Below are 453 nucleotides of genomic sequence, written 5' to 3'. Positions count from 1 at the left end.
GCCTGACCGAGCCAGCCGCCTTCACCCGCCTGTTGGCCAGGTCGCGCCGCCTCGACTGGGTGGTCTACGCCAAACCGCCGTTCGGCGGTCCAGGGCAGGTGCTGGCCTACCTCGGTCGCTACACCCATCGCGTCGCCATCGCCAATTCCCGGCTGATCAGCATGGAGAACGATCGTGTCGGATTCCGCTGGAAGGATTATCGTCATGGCGGAAGGACAAAGGTGATGACGCTCGACGCGCACGAGTTCATCCGCCGCTTCCTGCTGCACACGCTGCCGGACGGCTTCCATCGCATCCGCCACTACGGCTTCCTCGCCAACGGCCATCGCGCCGCCAGGCTCGACCAGTGCCGCAGGCTGCTGACCAAACCACAACAGGATGATCGCGAACCGGATGCCGAAAGCGCCGCTGCCGCTCCTCTTGCGGCAACGCACCGCTGCCCATGCTGTGGAG

General features: G+C 65.8%; 1 protein-coding gene. It reads left to right on the top strand.

Annotated features, from left to right (window positions below; translation table 11 throughout):
- On the top strand, nucleotides 1-453 hold a 453-nt coding region (locus tag EN852_RS35185), incomplete at both ends, for a transposase (protein ID WP_246694492.1).

The sequence above is a fragment of the Mesorhizobium sp. M2E.F.Ca.ET.209.01.1.1 genome (assembly GCF_004010375.2).
In the GTDB taxonomy this organism is placed as follows: Bacteria; Pseudomonadota; Alphaproteobacteria; order Rhizobiales; family Rhizobiaceae; genus Mesorhizobium.
Note: the sequence above shows the minus strand (reverse complement) of the source record. Positions and strands in the feature narration are given on the sequence as shown.